Annotated in this window: 14 protein-coding genes and 1 tRNA gene; 7 read left to right on the top strand and 8 right to left on the bottom strand. The window is 68.3% G+C overall.

From position 1 onward, the window contains the following. Positions 1–37 precede the first annotated feature (37 nt). The 5 genes from spoT to ispB all read right to left on the bottom strand — a co-directional run bounded on the left by spoT (position 38) and on the right by ispB (position 4440). Entirely contained in the window at positions 38–2212 is a 2175-nt protein-coding gene (gene spoT, locus F627_RS0113850) for a bifunctional GTP diphosphokinase/guanosine-3',5'-bis pyrophosphate 3'-pyrophosphohydrolase (protein WP_026280229.1), read from the bottom strand. A gap of 13 nt (positions 2213–2225) precedes the next feature. Further along, on the bottom strand, positions 2226–2501 hold the full coding sequence (gene rpoZ, locus F627_RS0113845; RefSeq protein ID WP_018867870.1) for a DNA-directed RNA polymerase subunit omega: 276 nt from the start codon (positions 2499–2501) through the stop codon (positions 2226–2228). Positions 2502–2562: 61 nt separating this feature from the next. Then, complete coding sequence (gene gmk, locus F627_RS0113840; RefSeq protein WP_018867869.1) at positions 2563–3213, bottom strand: guanylate kinase; 651 nt, start codon at positions 3211–3213, stop codon at positions 2563–2565. A gap of 102 nt (positions 3214–3315) precedes the next feature. Continuing rightward, positions 3316–3392: transfer RNA gene (locus F627_RS0113835), tRNA-Pro, on the bottom strand. 79 nt (positions 3393–3471) lie between these two features. Further along, the gene (ispB, locus tag F627_RS0113830) at positions 3472–4440 is read right to left on the bottom strand and encodes an octaprenyl diphosphate synthase (RefSeq protein WP_018867868.1); all 969 of its coding nucleotides are present in this window, start codon (positions 4438–4440) and stop codon (positions 3472–3474) included. Between the two features lie 275 nt (positions 4441–4715). Here ispB and rplU point away from each other — a divergent pair, with 275 nt between their 5' ends. The 4 genes from rplU to proB all read left to right on the top strand — a co-directional run bounded on the left by rplU (position 4716) and on the right by proB (position 7880). Then, positions 4716–5027, top strand: coding sequence for a 50S ribosomal protein L21 (gene rplU, locus F627_RS0113825; protein WP_017941885.1), 312 nt, complete (start codon positions 4716–4718; stop codon positions 5025–5027). Between the two features lie 29 nt (positions 5028–5056). Further along, positions 5057–5317, top strand: coding sequence for a 50S ribosomal protein L27 (gene rpmA / locus F627_RS0113820; RefSeq protein WP_018867867.1), 261 nt, complete (start codon positions 5057–5059; stop codon positions 5315–5317). A 362-nt stretch (positions 5318–5679) separates the two neighbouring features. Beyond that, entirely contained in the window at positions 5680–6750 is a 1071-nt protein-coding gene (cgtA, locus tag F627_RS0113815) for an Obg family GTPase CgtA (RefSeq protein WP_018881249.1), read from the top strand. Between the two features lie 11 nt (positions 6751–6761). Continuing rightward, complete coding sequence (gene proB, locus F627_RS0113810) at positions 6762–7880, top strand: glutamate 5-kinase (protein WP_038035280.1); 1119 nt, start codon at positions 6762–6764, stop codon at positions 7878–7880. Between the two features lie 273 nt (positions 7881–8153). Here proB and xseA read toward each other — a convergent pair whose 3' ends face one another. Further along, positions 8154–9563 carry an exodeoxyribonuclease VII large subunit gene (gene xseA, locus F627_RS0113805; RefSeq protein WP_019584381.1) on the bottom strand — a complete coding sequence of 470 codons (1410 nt, stop codon included), beginning with the start codon at positions 9561–9563 and terminating at the stop codon, positions 8154–8156. Positions 9564–9574: 11 nt separating this feature from the next. Next, positions 9575–10348 (bottom strand): DUF4197 domain-containing protein, encoded by a 774-nt coding sequence (locus F627_RS0113800; RefSeq protein WP_019584380.1) that lies wholly within the window; start codon positions 10346–10348, stop codon positions 9575–9577. Positions 10349–10541: 193 nt separating this feature from the next. Between F627_RS0113800 and guaB the strand changes: the two genes are divergently transcribed. Both guaB and guaA read left to right on the top strand, forming a co-directional pair. Next, positions 10542–12002: an IMP dehydrogenase gene (gene guaB / locus F627_RS0113795; protein ID WP_018866382.1), complete on the top strand. Its 1461-nt coding sequence runs from the start codon at positions 10542–10544 to the stop codon at positions 12000–12002. A gap of 64 nt (positions 12003–12066) precedes the next feature. After that, a complete protein-coding gene (gene guaA / locus F627_RS0113790) occupies positions 12067–13644 on the top strand; it encodes a glutamine-hydrolyzing GMP synthase (protein ID WP_018866383.1) in 1578 nt (525 codons plus the stop codon). A gap of 331 nt (positions 13645–13975) precedes the next feature. On the opposite strand, the gene F627_RS0113785 is transcribed toward guaA, so the two are convergent. Further along, positions 13976–14947 carry a manganese-dependent inorganic pyrophosphatase gene (locus F627_RS0113785; protein WP_155987141.1) on the bottom strand — a complete coding sequence of 324 codons (972 nt, stop codon included), beginning with the start codon at positions 14945–14947 and terminating at the stop codon, positions 13976–13978. Between the two features lie 149 nt (positions 14948–15096). On the opposite strand from F627_RS0113785, the gene F627_RS0113780 reads away from it, so the two are divergent. After that, positions 15097–15359: transposase (locus F627_RS0113780; RefSeq protein ID WP_026332120.1), on the top strand; the 263-nt coding region annotated here is incomplete at its 3' end.

Here is a 15359-nt window from a genome sequence, read left to right as displayed (position 1 = left end):
CGCCCGCGGGCGGACGGTTCGGCCGAGGTCTCGGGCGTCAGCCGCGCTGGCGCGAGATGCGCAGGACGTCGGGCAGGCGGCGCAGACCGCGCATGATCTGGGCCAGGTGCTGGCGATCGCGCACGGTCAGCAGGAAGGTCATCGCGGTGGAGTGGCCATCCTGCTCGTTGAAGGAGATGTGCTCGATGTTGGAGCCATGGTCGGCGATGACCGCAGCCATGTCGGCCAGGGCCCCGCGGCGGTTGGCCGTGCGGGTGCGCACCGCGGCGGTGAACTGCAGGGATGGCTCGTGCGACCATTCCAGCGTGATGGTGCGGTCGCTGCGGTCGCGGCTTTCGTGCAGGACGTTGCGGCAGTTTTCCCGGTGGACCACCAGGCCGCGGCCGGCGCTCAGCTGGCCGATGATCGGGTCACCCGGGATCGGGTGACAGCACCGGGCGTAGTTCAGCACCAGGCCCTCGGTACCGCTGACCGCGAGGGTGGTGGGTGCCTCGTCGGCCGCGGGCTCGGGGGCGTCCCTGCCGGCCATCTGGCGGGCGACCAGTGAGGCCATGCGGTTGCCCAGGCCGATGTCGACCAGCAGTGCGTCCAGGTCCTTCAGCTGCATCGCGTCCAGCATCTGGTCCAGGCGTGCCGGCGAGATCCGCGGCAGGCTGGTGTCCAGCGACTCCAGCGCCTTCTCCAGCAGGCGTTCGCCCAGGGTGCGGGCCTCCTCGGACTGCATCGACTTCAGGCAGTGGCGGATGCCGGTACGGGCTTTGCCGGTGACCACGAAGGACAACCAGGCCGGGTTGGGGCGCGCGCCGGGGGAGGTGACGATCTCCACCGTCTGGCCGCTTTGCAGGCGCACCGACAGCGGCGCCAGCTGACGGTCGATCTTGGCCGCCACACAGCGGTTGCCGACGTCGGAGTGCACCGCGTAGGCGAAGTCGATCGGGGTCGCGTCGCGCGGCAGGACCATGATGTCGCCACCGGGGGTAAAGGTGTAGACCTCGTCGGGGAACAGGTCGACCTTCACGTTCTCCAGGAACTCGATCGAGTTGCCCACGCTGTTCTGGATCTCGAGGACATCCTTCAGCCATTCGCGCGCGCGGCTCTGGGCGGTCCGGGTGGATTCGCCCCCGGCCTTGTACTGCCAGTGCGCGGCGATACCACTCTCGGCCACGCGATCCATCTCGGTGGAACGGATCTGGATCTCGATGGGCACGCCCTGCGGGCCGAACAGGATGGTATGCAGCGACTGGTAGCCGTTGGATTTGGGGATCGCGATGTAGTCCTTGAAGCGACCCGGTACCGGCTTGTAGAGGTTGTGCACCACGCCCAGGGAGCGGTAGCACGTATCGACGTCGTCGACGATGATGCGGATGGCGAAGACGTCGAACACCTCCTCGAACGAGTGGTGCTTGTCGCGCATCTTGCGGTAGATGCTGTACAGCCCCTTCTCGCGTCCGGAGATGCGCCCGACGATGCCGGCGGCCTCCATGCGCGAGCAGATCGCCTGCTCGATATTGCGCATGGGCTCGCGGCGGTTGCCGCCGGCACGGTGCACCGCGCGTTCCAGTACGGCCGCGCGCCACGGGTGTTTGGCGGAAAAGCCGAGGGCCTCCAGCTCGCGGCGCATGGCGTTCATGCCCAGGCGCTGCGCGATGGGGGCGTAGATCTCCAGGGTTTCCTTGGCGATGCGCCGGCGCTTGTCCGGGCGCATCACGCCCAGGGTGCGCATGTTGTGCAGGCGGTCGGCCAGCTTGATCAGGATCACCCGAATATCGCGGGTGATCGCCAGCATCATCTTGCGGAAGTTCTCCGCCTGCGCCTCGGCCTTGGACTGGAACTGCAGGTGGGTGAGCTTGGAGACGCCGTCCACCAGCTCCGCGACCTCTTCGCCGAACTCGGCGTGGATGCGGTCCTTGCTGGTAGCGGTGTCCTCCATCACGTCATGCAGGATGGCGGCGCAGATCGCCTGGTGGTCCATCCGCATCTCGGCCATGGTGCGGGCCACGGCCAGGGGGTGATAGATGTAGGGTTCGCCGGTCTTGCGGGTCTGGCCTTCGTGGGATTCCGCGCCCAGGAGATAGGCGCGATAGACCTCCTCGACCTCTTCCGGCTCGAGATAGGCCTCGAGCTCGGAACACAAATCGCTGATCAGGAATCGGGTCGAATCACCCGTTGCCGCCGAAACGGCCCCGGGCGCGGCTGGCTGCCCAGCGGCCATTGAAAACCCTCGCCTAGCGTTCGTCGGCTTCCAGCTGTTCCAGATGACGGATGGTGCTGAAGTCCAGCATCTGGTTCTGGGGCCGTTCGTCGTGTTCGTCGAACACCTCCGGACCGACTACGCCGGCGGCGATCTCGCGCAGGGCGATCACCGTGGGCTTGTCGTTGTCCTCGGGTACCCGCGCTTCCTTGCCGTGGGCGATGTGGCGGGCCCGGCGGGCGGCCATCAGCACCAGCTGAAAGCGGTTTTCGACATTTTCGAGGCAGTCCTCGACGGTAACGCGTGCCATCGGATACTCCGGTCAGTAAATTCTTGAAATCCATGCGGCACAGCCGCAGTTCACTAGCATGTTACGCCGACCCCGGCGCCGCCGCCAACAGATTCCCGATCGTGGGTGCGGCCCGCGTCTCCTGCTCCACCGTGCGCAGACGATTGGCGCGGAAGATACAGGCCAGATCGCGCACGGCCTCGTCGAAATCGGCATTGACCACGGTGTAGTCGTATTCGCGGAAATGCGTGCAGTCGGATTCGGCGTCGCGCAGGCGGCGCTGGATCACGTCCTCCTCGTCCTGGCCGCGGCCGCGCAGGCGGCGCTCCAGCTCGTCGCGCGAGGGGGGCAGGATGAAGATGGAGTGGGCGTCCGGTACCGCCGCGCGCACCTGGCGCGCGCCCTGCCAGTCGATCTCCAGGATCACGTCGACGCCAGCGTCCAGGCGCTCGTCGACGCTGGCGCGCGCGGTGCCGTAGAAGTTGTCGAACACCTTGGCGTGTTCCAGTAGCTGCCCGTCCTCGATCATGCCGAGGAAGGTCTCGGCGGAGACGAAGTGGTAGTGCTGCCCGTCCACCTCGCTGGCGCGCGGCTTGCGCGTGGTGTGCGAGACCGAGACCTCCACGGCCTCCACCGTCTCCAGGAGCGCCGCGACCAGGCTGGTCTTGCCGGCGCCGGACGGGGCGGAAACGATATAGAGGGTGCCGCGAGCGGCCGGGGTGCTGGCGGTCATGGATGTGTCCGCGGAACCTGAACGTGATCGGGACCTGGCGGTCTCCCGGGCGGGCCGTTTGCGGCGAGCCACAGGCGGGTAGCCAGGGTCAAAGAAGAAGGTTGGTCGGAGTGAAAGGATTCGAACCTTCGACCCCTGCCTCCCGAAGGCAGTGCTCTACCAAGCTGAGCTACACTCCGAACCGAGCCCGCTATTATGCCGAGCCTCTCCGGGCGTGTCCATGCCCCCGCAGGATGAAAATCAGGCCGGGCGCGGTCGTCAGTGATTGCGCCCGACGGCGAAGCGGGCAAGGTCGATCAGGGCCTGGCGGTGCGGCGAGTCGGGCAGGGTGGAGATGGCCTCGATCGCGGCGTCGGTTTCCGCCTCTGCGCGGGACCGGGTGTAGGCCAGGCCGTCCGTCCCGTGCACCACCTGCAGCACCGTGTCGACCCGGTCGCGCCCTCCGTCCTCGATGGCCTGGCGCACGATCGCCTGCTGCTCCGGTGTGCCGACGCGCAGGGCGTGGATCAGCGGCAGGGTGGGCTTGCCCTCGGCGAGGTCGTCCCCCATGCGCTTGCCGGTGACCTCGTCATCCGAGGAGTAGTCGAGGACATCGTCGATCAGCTGGAAGGCGGTGCCCAGGTGCATGCCGTAGCGCGCCAGCGCCTGTTCGTCGGCCTGCGGGCGTTCGCCCAGGATTGCGCCCAGCTGGCAGGCCGCCTCGAACAGCTTGGCGGTCTTCGACTGGATCACGTGCATGTAGCGCTGCTCGTCGACGTCGGCGTCGTGGCAGTTCATCAGCTGCATCACCTCGCCCTCGGCGATCACGTTGGTCGCGTGGGAGAGGATCTCCATCACCCGCATGGAGCCGACCTCGACCATCATTTCGAACGCCCGCGAGTAGAGAAAGTCCCCCACCAGCACCGCGGCCTCGTTGCCGAAGATGTGGTTGGCGGTCTCGTTCCCGCGGCGCATCTCGGAGGCGTCGACCACGTCGTCGTGCAGCAGGGTCGCGGTATGGATGAACTCCACCACCGCCGCCAGCGTCACGGGGTCCTGGCCCTGCACGTGGCAGGCGCGCGCGGACAGCGTGGCCAGCAGCGGCCGCAGGCGCTTGCCGCCCGAGTGGATGATGTAGTGCCCGAGCTGGTTGATCAGCACCACCGGCGAGCTCAGGCGCTCGCGGATGCACTGATCGACGGCCTGCATGTCGTCGGCCGCCAGTTCTCGGATCGCGTCAATGGACATGGGGGTAGGCAAGCGGGCTCTGAGAGTGGTCGGGAGGGGCGCAGGCATGCTAGGGAAACGCCACCGAATGTACAAGCTCGCGCGGGTGCGGGTGCGGGTGCGGGTGCGGGTGCGGGCGCGGCTCGTCCCCCGGCGTCCCCGTCGTTCGCGCGCGCCGGGGGCAGGCTGGTCCCGGCATTGACCCGCAAGCGAAGCGCTGCTAGCATTTCCGCCCTTTCGCGAGACCAGTCCCGTCGGCTGGTCCACACAAGGTATCGCAACGGAGTCCCAGGGAAATGTACGCGATCATCGCAACAGGTGGTAAACAGTACCGCGTCGCCGAAGGCGACGTGATTCGCATCGAAAAGCTCGAGGCCGAGGCCGGTTCCGAGGTCGAATTCGACCAGGTGCTGATGGTCGGTGCGGGTGACGATGTCCGCGTCGGGGCCCCGCTGGTGGACGGTGGCAAGGTCACCGCCAAGGTCGAAGACCATGGCCGCGCCAAGAAGGTCCACATCATGAAATTCCGGCGGCGCAAGCATTCCCAGAAGCAGATGGGGCACCGCCAGCACTACACCACCGTGCGCATCACCGGCATCGCCGGCTGATCGGCGCAGGCATTCAGGAGAACTGAACCATGGCACATAAGAAGGCAGGCGGGAGTACCCGCAACGGGCGCGATTCCGAGAGCAAACGCCTTGGCGTGAAGCGCTTTGGCGGTCAGGTCGTGCGCGCCGGCAACATCCTCGTTCGTCAGCGCGGGACGCAGTATCATCCCGGCGAGGGCGTGGGTTGCGGCAAGGACCATACGCTGTTCGCCAAGGTCGACGGCCAGGTCGTCTTCAAGGTGGGTGGTCCGCACAACCGTCGTTTCGTGAGCGTCCAGCCGCAGCAGTAAGCCGGCCGGCTAGGGAGACGCTGATTGAATCGCACGTCCGCGTTGGTGCCCCCTGTTTTCCGAGACAAGGCGCGTCGTGCAGCGGGTAGTGGTTCTACCCGCAAGCGGCGCAACGCAGGATCGGGGAACAGGGGGCACCAACCCCACAAGCCATTGAAAGCAGGGGCTCGGCCGCTTTCGCGCGGGAACGGCGTTGCGGCTCCCTTGTGCAGAATGACTGCACGGCGGTCACCGCGCCTTGTTCGCACGCAAAAGCGACTCGAGCGCGGACGTGCGATTCAATCAGCGTCTCCCTAGCGAAGCGTTCGCGAAAAGCCCCGTTCGACGGGGCTTTTTTTGTTCTGTACTGCGGGAAGCAAGCAATGAAGTTCATCGATGAGGCCACCATTACGGTGAAGGCCGGTGACGGCGGAAACGGCTGTGTCAGTTTTCGCCGCGAGAAATACATCCCGTTCGGCGGCCCAGATGGCGGTGACGGCGGCGATGGCGGCTCGGTGTGGCTGGTCGGTGACGAGGGTCTGAACACCCTGGCCGATTTCCGCTATCAGCGCCGCTTTGATGCCCAGCGTGGCGAGAACGGCATGGGGCGCCAGCGCACCGGGGCCTCCGGCGAGGACCTGGAGATCCCGGTCCCGGTCGGCACCCAGGTGCGTGATGCCGAGACCGACGAGATCCTCGGCGACGTGACCCACGAGGGCCAGCGGCTGCTGGTCGCGCAGGGGGGCTTCCACGGGCTTGGCAACACGCGCTACAAGTCCTCCACCAACCAGGCGCCGCGCCAGAGCAAGCCGGGCACGCCGGGCGAGCTGCGCAAGCTGTCGCTGGAGCTGATGGTGCTGGCGGATGTCGGGCTGCTGGGGCTGCCGAACGCGGGCAAGTCCACGCTGCTCGCGCGCGCCTCCGCCGCGCGCCCGAAGATCGCCGACTATCCGTTCACTACCCTGATCCCGCAGCTGGGCGTGGTGCGCATCGGTGTGAACCAGAGCTTCGTAATCGCCGACATCCCCGGGCTGATCGAGGGCGCGGCCGAGGGGGCCGGCCTGGGCACGCGGTTCCTCAAGCACCTGGCGCGCACCCGGCTGTTGCTGCACGTGGTGGATGTGGCGCCGCCCGACCCGGAGGCCGACCCGCTGGTGGATCTGCGCACCGCGATCACCGAGCTGGAGCACCACAGCGACCAGCTGGCGTCACTGCCGCGCTGGATCGTGCTGAACAAGAAGGAGTTGCTGGACCCCGAGGATCTGGCGGCCCTGGTCGAGCGGGTGCGCGCCGATCAGGGGTCGGAACGTCCGGTGTTCGCCATTTCCGCCGCGACCGGCGAGGGCGTGGATGCCCTGCTCCAGGCCGTGATGCGCCATGTCGAAGAGACCGCGCAGGCAGCGGCCGAGGCCGGCCGGCGCGACGCGATCGCCAACCCGGAGGACCCCGCGTGACCGCGGGGGACATGCGTGCGCTCCCGGCGATCCGCCGGGTGGTGGTCAAGATCGGGAGTGCCCTGATCACCGCGGATGGGGCCGGGCTCGACCGCCCGGCGCTGGAGTCCTGGGCGCACCAGATCGCGGCGCTGCGCCGCCGTGGCCTGGAGGTGATCCTGGTCTCCAGTGGCGCGGTGGCCGAGGGCATGCGGCGGCTGGGCATGACCGAACGGCCGCACCAGTTGCATCACGTGCAGGCGGCCGCGGCGGTCGGCCAGATGGGGCTAGTGCAGGCCTACGAGCGCGAGTTCGCCAGCCACGACCTGCACGCGGCCCAGGTCCTGCTGACCCATGATGATCTGGCCGATCGCTCGCGCTACCTGAATGCCCGCAGCACCATGCAGGCGCTGCTGGAGATGGGCACGATCCCGGTGGTCAACGAGAACGACACGGTGGCCTACGAGGAGATCCGGCTGGGGGACAACGACACCCTGGCGGCGCTGGTCGCAAACCTGGTGGTGGCCGACCTGCTGCTGATCCTGACCGACCAGGATGGCTTGTTCGATCGCGATCCGCGCAAGCATGCGGACGCCCGCCTGATCGCCGAAGGCCGGGCCTCGGATGCCCAGCTGCACCACTACGTGGCCGCCGATTTCGGGCGCCTGGGGCGCGGCGGCATGGCGACCAAGCTGCTGGCCGCCGAACGCGCGGCGCGCTCCGGTACGCATACCGTGATCGCCTCCGGGCGCGAGGCGCAGGTGATGGGGCGGGTGCTGAAGGGCGAGCCGCTGGGGACCTGGCTGAAGCCGGACCGCGAACCCCTGGCGGCGCGCAAGCGCTGGCTGGCGGATCAGCTGCACTCGCGCGGGCAGTTGCAGCTGGATGCCGGGGCCGCGCGCGTGTTGCGCGAGTCGGGCAGCAGCCTGCTGCCGGTGGGGGTGGTCGGAGTCGAGGGCGATTTCCGCCGCGGCGAGGTGGTGACCTGCCTGGACCCGGACGGGGTCGCGGTGGCGCGCGGGCTCACCAACTACGGGGCCAGCGAGATCCAGCGCATCCGCGGCCAGCGCGCCGACCGCATCGAGGCGGAGCTGGGCTACCTGCTGGAGCCGGAGCTGATCCACCGCGACAATCTCGTCCTGCTATCCTGATTCGCCTGCGAGCGCGTACGCGTTCGTACCCAGCCGCCCTCGGCGGGGCTCCATGCACCCCCTGTGGGAGCGTGCTTGCACGCGAAGCCCCTGCCAGAGTCGGACGCGGGCAGGGGCTTCGCGTGCAAGCACGCTCCCACGGTGTATTGCGTGTGCCGAGCCGATCGCCATCCCGGCTCTGCGCCGCGCTGCGGCCCGGGATGACCCCGCGCCTCACGGGGCCCTGCTACGGGCTCAGGGCCTCCGTGGTTAAAGACCAGGAGGTCGCGCGCTTCAGTCGTCGGTTTGGGTGGCGGTGACGTCGAGGTCCAGGCGGCCGCGCGCCAGGCGTGCGCGCAGGTGCTGGCCGGGGGCGGTCTGGTCCGCGCGGCGCAGGACCTCGCCCTCGGGGGTCTGCAGGATCGCGTAGCCGCGTTCCAGTACCGCCTCCGGGTCCAGGGAGCGGAGCTGGCGCGCGGTGGCATCCAGGTGGCGCTGGCGGGTGGCGAGCGCCTGCCGGGTGGCGCACTCCAGTTGCCGCTGGAGCCGCGCCAGGGCCTCCCGCCGCTGGGTGATGTCGTGGTCGGGGCGCACCCGGGCCAGACGCTGGCGCAGGTGCTCCAGACGCATGCGCGCGGCAGTCAGGCGGTTGCCGGGCGAGGCCCCGGCCAGGCGCAACTGGGCGCGCTGCAGCCGCGATCGGGCGCGTTCCTCGAGGCGTGACCAGGCGCGGTTCAGGCGCTCGCGCTGGTCGTCCAGGCGCTGGGCATTGCGCTCCAGGAGCTGGCTGGGGTGGCGGCGCTCCAGGCGGGTGTGCAGGGCGGTGAGGGTCTGCCGGTGGCGCGCGATGCGCTGGCCTAGCAGGCCGGTGAGGCGTTCGCGGGCCCGCGCCAGCTGGTGGCGCAGGGTGGCGGCATCCGGGCTGACGGCCTCCGCCGCGGCGGTCGGCGTGGAGGCGCGCAGATCGGCGACGAAGTCGGCGATGGTGGTGTCGGTCTCGTGCCCCACGCCGGTGACGATCGGGATGGGGCAGGCGGCGATCGCGCGTGCGACGCTCTCCTCGTTGAAGGCCTGCAGGTCCTCCAGCGAGCCGCCGCCACGGGCGAGGATAATCACGTCGACCCGGCCCTCGGCCGCAGCCTGTTCCAGCGCCGCGACGATCTGGCCGGCGGCCTGCGCGCCCTGGACGGCGGTGGGGTAAAGCGTGACCGGCAGCAGCAGCGGGAAGCGCCGCGCCAGGGTGCGCTCGATGTCGTGGCGCACGTCGCCCTGGGTGGAGGTGATCACGCCCAGGCGGTGGGTCCAGGCGGGCAGCGGCTGCTTGCGCTCGGCGTCGAACAGGCCCTCGGCGGCGAGTTTCTCCTTGAGCCGCTGGAAGGCGGCCAGCAGGCGCCCCTCGCCGGCCGGCTGCAGGGCCTCGACGATGATCTGGAACTGGCCACGGGCGCCGTAGATCCCGGCGCGCCCGCGGATCTGGACCGCGTCGCCGTCGGCAAAACGCGCCGCCTGGCGCGCCTTGCCGCGAAACAGCACGCAGTTCACCGAGGCGTTCTCGTCCTTCAGCGAGAAGTACTGGTGGCCCGAGGCATACTGGCGCAGGTTGGAGACTTCGCCCTCGACGCGCACCACGCCGAGGCCGTCGCGGAGCAGCCCGTCGGCGCACTGGTTGAGTTCGGTGACGGAAAAGACCGGGGTATCGCTCATGCGGCCCTCGCTTACAGGCGGCTGAAGACGCGCTGGAACACGTCGGTGCCGCGCCCGACCGGGTCGACCCGCAGTCGGGCCTCTTCCTCGGCCATGGCATGGAACAGGCCGTCCATCGTGTGTTCCAGTACATGCTCGGCAAGGTCCAGACGCACGTTCGCGAGGAACGGGATGTCGCGCATGCGCGCCTCCAGTTCGCGATAGGTTGTCAGGGCCTCCACGGCGTCCAGGCTGTTCTCCACGGCCGGGCGCATGGCATCGGTCAGGCGCGGGCGCATGTGGGCCTCCAGATGGCGGGTGGCGGCGTCCTCGTCGCCCAGCAGGATGCTCCGTGCATTGTCCAGGTCGAGGGCGAAGATGGCCCGGATGAAGGGCTCCCGTGCCTGCCAGACGGCGTCCTCGGCTGCGCGGTTCATGCGCTCCTCCAGGGTGTCCAGCGGCGCGGCCATACCCAGGCGCCCCAGGGAGCGCCGGGTGGTCGCGAGTACCTCGGGCAGGGGGATGCGCACGTCGGGATTGCCGTAGAAGCCGTTGCGCCGGCTGAGGGTCTCGGAGGCCGCGTGGGTCGCGATGACCAGTGCTTCGTGGACGGCCTCGATCAGCTCCGAGGTGGACAGCCCGGAGAACTCCGGCGGACGCGTGATCAGCGAGCGGAACATGTCCTGGCCGAAGCGCCACCAGTCGGCTTGGGCGCTGGACGCGGTGGCCAGGCCGAGGCCGGGGGCCAGCAGCAGGGCCAGCGCGGAGCGGCGGGTGATGCGGGCCGGGGGCGCGCGTTCGGGCATGGGTTCTCGCCTGGCGGAGGGTCCGGAGTGAACCGGCATCCTATCAGGGTGCTCCGGCAGCGTCTGCGATCCGCCCTTCGCAGGCCTGTGTGCGCTTGTCGCGGGAGAGTGCGAATTCTATACTGAAGGGCTATTTATCTACCCCCGGGATTTCCTCCCCCTGCGTCCCGGCGGGCCTGTCCTGGAGTGGTGCATGCGGATACTCGGTGAAGCCCTTACCTTTGATGACGTGCTGCTGATCCCGGGACATTCGGATGTCGTTCCGCGCGATGTCGATTTGAGTACCCGGATCACCCGCGAGATCACGCTCTCCGCCCCGGTGGTGTCGGCGGCGATGGATACGGTCACCGAGGCCAGCCTGGCGATCGCGATGGCTCAGGAGGGCGGGCTCGGTATCGTCCACAAGAACATGTCGGTGGAGGCCCAGGCGGCCGAGGTCCGGCAGGTCAAGAAATACGAAAGCGGCGTGATCAGCGAGCCGATCACCATCGGCCCGGGCGCCACTATCGGCCAGGTGGTGGAGCTCACCGAGGCCAATCACATCTCCGGCGTGCCAGTGGTGGATGGCAACGATCTGGTCGGCATCGTGACCTCCCGTGACCTGCGCTTCGAGACGCGGATGGAGGCGCCGGTCACCGAGATCATGACCCCGCGCGACCGACTGGTGACCGTGCCCGAGGGGGCCGACCGCGAGATGGTGCTGGAACTGTTGCACAAGCATCGCATCGAGAAGGTGCTGGTGGTCAACGACGACTTCCAGCTGCGCGGGATGATCACCGTCAAGGACATCCAGAAGTCCACCGAGCATCCCAATGCCTCCAAGGACGAGCGCGGCCGCCTGCGCGTGGGCGCGGCGGTCGGCGTGGGCGATGGCACGGACGAGCGCGTGGCCGCGCTGGTCGAGGCCGGGGTGGATGTGCTGGTGGTGGATACCGCGCACGGTCATTCTCAGGGCGTGCTCGACCGCGTTGCCTGGGTGAAGAAGCACTACCCGGACGTGCAGGTGGTCGGCGGCAACATCGCCACCGCCGCCGCCGCGAAGGACCTGGTCGCGGCCGGGGCGGATGGCGTGAAGGTGGGGATCGGGCCGGGCTCGATCTGCACCACCCGCATTGTGGCCGGCGTGGGCGTGCCGCAGATCACCGCGATCTCGGATGTGGCCGAGGCGCTCCAGGGCACCGGCGTGCCGCTGATCGCCGACGGCGGCGTGCGCTTCTCCGGGGACCTGGCCAAGGCGATCGCCGCGGGCGCGGACTGCGTGATGCTGGGTTCGATGTTCGCCGGGACCGAGGAGGCCCCGGGCGAGGTCGAGCTCTACCAGGGCCGCTCCTACAAGATCTATCGCGGCATGGGCTCGCTGGGCGCGATGCAGCAGGGCTCCTCGGATCGCTATTTCCAGGACCCGAACGCATCGGCCGACAAGTTCGTGCCCGAAGGCATCGAGGGTCGCGTGCCGTACAAGGGCTCGATCGTCGCGATCATCTACCAGCTGATGGGTGGGCTGCGCTCGTCCATGGGGTATGTCGGCGCGCACAACATCGAAGAGATGCGGACCAAGCCGCACTTCGTCCGCGTGACCGCCGCCGGCATGCGCGAGAGCCACGTGCACGACGTGGCGATCACCAAGGAAGCCCCGAACTACCGAATGGACTGACCGGCCCGTCACGGCCCGGTCCCGATACCCCACCGGCCGTCCGGCCGGTATAGCGGATGACCTCATGACCCAGGATCTTCACGCCCACCGCATTCTGGTGCTGGACTTCGGCTCCCAGTACACCCAGCTGATCGCCCGCCGCGTGCGCGAGGCCGGGGTCTACTCCGAGGTGCACGCCTGGGACATGCCGGCGGCGGACATCCGCGCGTTCAATCCCACCGGGATCATCCTGTCCGGCGGCCCGGAGTCGGTGAATATCGACCAGCCGCCGCGCGCCGAGGACACAGTGTTCGAGCTGGGCGTGCCGGTGCTGGGGATCTGCTACGGCATGCAGACCATGGCCGCGCAGTTGGGCGGCCGGGTCGAGCCCTCCGAGCGTCGCGAGTTCGGCTACGCCCAGGTGCGCGCCCGCGGTCATACCCCGCTTTTGCGCGACATCGAGGATCACACCACACCGGAGGGCTACGGCCTGCTGGACGTGTGGATGTCGCATGGCGACCACGTGACCGAAATGCCGGAGGGCTTTCGCCTGATGGCCTCCACCGACTCCGCGCCGATCGCCGGCATGGCCGACCCGGAGCGCGGCTTCTACGGCGTGCAGTTCCATCCCGAGGTCACGCACACGACCCAGGGCCAGCGCATCATCGAACGCTTCCTGCACGAGATCTGTGGCTGCGAGGCGCTGTGGACCGCCGACAACATCATCGACGACATGGCCGCGCGGGTGCGCGAACAGGTCGGGGACGACCACGTGGTGCTGGGCCTGTCCGGCGGGGTGGACTCCTCGGTGGTCGGTGCGCTGCTGCACAAGGCGATCGGCGACCAGCTGACCTGCGTGTTCGTGGACACCGGACTGCTGCGCGAGGGCGAGGGCGACCACGTGATGGCGACCTTCGCCCGCCACATGGGCGTGAACGTGATCCGCGTGGATGCCGAGGACCGCTTCATGCGTGCGCTCGCCGGGGTCGAGGACCCGGAGGCCAAGCGCAAGGTCATCGGCGGGCTGTTCATCGACGTGTTCGACGAGGAGGCCGCGAAGCTGAACAACGTGCAATGGCTGGCCCAGGGCACGATCTACCCGGACGTGATCGAGTCGGCCGACTCCAAGACCGGCAAGGCGCATGTGATCAAGTCGCACCACAACGTGGGCGGGCTGCCGGAGAACATGAAGCTGGGTCTGGTGGAGCCGCTGCGCGAGCTGTTCAAGGATGAGGTGCGCAAGATCGGCGTCGAGCTGGGTCTGCCCACCGAGATGGTCTATCGCCACCCGTTCCCCGGGCCGGGCCTGGGCGTGCGCATCCTCGGCGAGGTGAAAAAGGAATACGCGGACCTGCTGCGCCGGGCGGATGCGATCTTCATCGAGGAACTGCGCAAGGCCGATCTGTACGACAAGACCTCGCAGGCGTTTGCGGTGTTCCTGCCGGTGAAGTCGGTCGGGGTGATGGGCGACGGCCGGCGCTACGACTACGTGGTCGCGCTGCGTGCGGTGGAGACCATCGACTTCATGACCGCCCGCTGGGCGCACCTGCCGTACGACTTCCTCGACCACGTCTCGCGCCGGATCATCAACGAGATCCCCGGTATCTCGCGCGTGACCTACGACATCTCCGGCAAGCCCCCGGCCACCATCGAGTGGGAATAACGGGCCTGACCTGGCCATCGCGTCCCGGCCGGATCTACCGTGGTGGCGCCTCTAACCGGTGGCCGGGCGCTGGTCGATCTCAGACAAGGAGGTTCCGGCTTCGGAGTTGATCCTCGGACGCCTGCATCGACAACAGCCGCCGCCCATCTGACCGCTTGAACGAACAGGTGCCCTGCGTGGTGTCCTTGTGCTACCTGGGAAACCTTTGACGCTCCGCTCCTGTGTCCTGCCCCTGACCCGCGATGTTGCGGCTGACTTCAATGGTGATGCAGGTGCTGTTTCTGCCTGTTGGCACTGTTGGAGTTTGGCTGCGCCGGGAAGCACTGAGGCTTCAGTGGCGCTGAGCGGGTTGCGCATTCGGGTTCGCGGTCGCATCCGGCGTGCTGAATGCCCGTTCCAGCAACGGGGTGACCTGCTTCTTGCGCGACATGCAGCCGGGGAAGTGCAGGGCGCCATCCCGCAGCGGACCCACACCGCGTTCGAAGAGATCCAGACGCTCCCCCTCGACCCATAGCTCGCTTGCGCCGGCCGTGATATCGGTGACCATCAGGATGATCTGCAGGAGTCCGGAGCTCTCGCGCAATGCGCGCATCTGTTCCCGGATCTCGTGGCTGCGGGGCGCCAGGATGCCGGGGTCCAGGACCTCGATCTGGCCGACGCCGACGCGGCCCGCCGCGAACTCGAACTCCTTGTGGTCTTCCCGGATCAGGTCGGCCGCCGGGCGCGCGGCCACCGACTCGGAGCGCAGGCGAATCATCGCCTCCCCGAAGGCCGCATCGACGCCGGCCAATGGCTCCAGACGCGCGACCATGTGCCGGTCCTTGTCGCTGGTAGTGGGCGAGCGGAGGTTGACGGTATCCGACCAGATCGCCGCGAGCAGCATCCCCGCCATGGCACGCGACGGCTCAAGGCCGTGCAGGAAGTACTGTTCGCCAATCAGGGTGGCCGTCGCCCCGACCGGTTCGCAATGAAACACGATCGGGGTGGGCGGCCGCAGATCCCCGAGGCGGTGGTGTTCCCAGATCTCGTGAATCGTGGCGTGTTCGATGTTCGGCACCGCCTGGGCCCGTTCGTTGTGGTCGACCAGGATCAGTTCCTGTCCGGTCGCATCTGCCAGCTGCTCCGGTACGGGAACGTCAAAGGACTGCAGGACGAAGCGCGTCTCGGCATTGAGTTCGCCGGCCCGCGCCGGGCGCACGTTGGCATGGCCGAGGCGCTGCTTGAGCTCTGCATAGGCGATCGCCGAACACACGCTGTCCGTATCCGGGTTGCGATGTCCTATCACATGGACTGTCGATGCCACGTTACCTCCCGACATCCGAGCGGGTTGCACCAGGGAAACAATGATTAATAGTAGTGTGCTGAGTTGTGTGCAGAAGCTGGCAGGAGGTGAGCGGCCATGGTATTCGGGTTGGTTAGCGACCACCTGAACCCCTCAAGGAGGGCGAGACCATGACCACTCACAAGAGCCAGGCTACTGCGGATCGCACGTCACTGCGAGCGCTTTTGGGGACAGACGAGGAACTGATGCGCACGCTGGTGCGCGAGGCGGTCCAGCAGGTTCTGGAAGCCGAGATGAGCGACCAGCTCCAGGCGGCACCGGGCGAGCGCACCGAGGGCCGCCTGGGCTACCGAGCCGGGTACTACCCGCGCACCCTGATCACGCGCGTGGGCAAGCTGGAGTTGCGGGTCCCCCGGGACCGCAACGGCCAGTT

This window comes from Thioalkalivibrio sp. ALE16 (assembly GCF_000381305.1).
Classification (GTDB): Bacteria; Pseudomonadota; Gammaproteobacteria; order Ectothiorhodospirales; family Ectothiorhodospiraceae; genus Thioalkalivibrio.
This window is presented reverse-complemented; position numbering and strand designations above follow the sequence as displayed.